Genomic DNA, 974 nt, shown 5'->3' with positions numbered 1-974 from the left:
CGGGGCTGTGGCGCAGTTGGTAGCGCGCTTCGTTCGCATCGAAGAGGTCAGGGGTTCGATTCCCCTCAGCTCCACCAAGAAGTACCAGCGAAAAGGGTCTTTCAACGAAAGTTGAACGACCCTTTCCTGCATTTTCAGGGCCTGCCCGAATTGCGAAGATTCGATCTGAGTGTGCGCCGTTTCATACGATTGCGACCGCTGATCCGGACCGTTGAGCTTCCAAGTGAGGGATGATCCTTGGGCGGATACATGTTTGCCGGAAATGTAACGAGGGTGTGTCCGGTGCGATAGGCACGGTGAGTCTGCCGCAGTTTTCCGCAGGTCGGACGTATGTGTCGGGGAGGAATGTCGATGAGCCAGCCACGACGGCTAGCGATCATGCTTGTTGCTGTGATGTGCCTGATGGGTATCGGCGTCCTTGCCGTATCGGTCTTCCCCGCCATCGTCGCCGCCCAACCTGGCGGCAACAGCGGTGGTGGCAACAACGGCAATGGAAACGGCAATTACGGCAACAACGGCGGCAATAACAACGGCAACGGTGGCGGTCACAACGGCAACGGTGGCGGCAACAACGGCAACGGTGGCGGCAACAACGGCAACGGCAACTATGGCTGGCATTGTCACCGTCACAACTGCGGCACGACCGTAATTCCGACACCGACCACGACGACTGAGCCGACCAAGACGACTGAGCCGACCACGACGACTGAGCCGACGACGACTGAGCCGACGACGACTGAGCCGACGACCACGACTGAGCCGACGACCACGACTGAGCCGACGACCACGACTGAGCCGACGACGACTGAGCCGACGACCACGACTGAGCCGACGACCACGACGACTGAGCCGACGACCACGACTGAGCCGACCACGACGACTGAGCCGACCACGACGACTGAGCCGACGACGACTGAGCCGACCACGACGACTGAGCCGACGACCACGACTGAGCCGACCACGACGACTGAGCC

General features: G+C 61.0%; 2 protein-coding genes and 1 tRNA gene. 1 reads left to right on the top strand and 2 read right to left on the bottom strand.

Annotated features, from left to right (window positions below; genetic code table 11):
• Position 1 precedes the first annotated feature (1 nt).
• Positions 2–77, top strand: a tRNA-Ala gene (locus QM609_RS29145).
• Positions 78–369: 292 nt separating this feature from the next.
• On the opposite strand, the gene QM609_RS29140 is transcribed toward QM609_RS29145, so the two are convergent.
• Positions 370–624: a hypothetical protein gene (locus tag QM609_RS29140; RefSeq protein WP_158656603.1), complete on the bottom strand. Its 255-nt coding sequence runs from the start codon at positions 622–624 to the stop codon at positions 370–372.
• 2 nt (positions 625–626) lie between these two features.
• On the bottom strand, positions 627–974 hold a 348-nt coding region (locus QM609_RS29135), incomplete at its 5' end, for a hypothetical protein (RefSeq protein ID WP_283337660.1).

This window comes from Rhodococcus sp. IEGM 1302 (assembly GCF_030056935.1).
Taxonomy (GTDB): Bacteria; Actinomycetota; Actinomycetes; order Mycobacteriales; family Mycobacteriaceae; genus Rhodococcus_F; species Rhodococcus_F qingshengii.
Note: the sequence above shows the minus strand (reverse complement) of the source record. Positions and strands in the feature narration are given on the sequence as shown.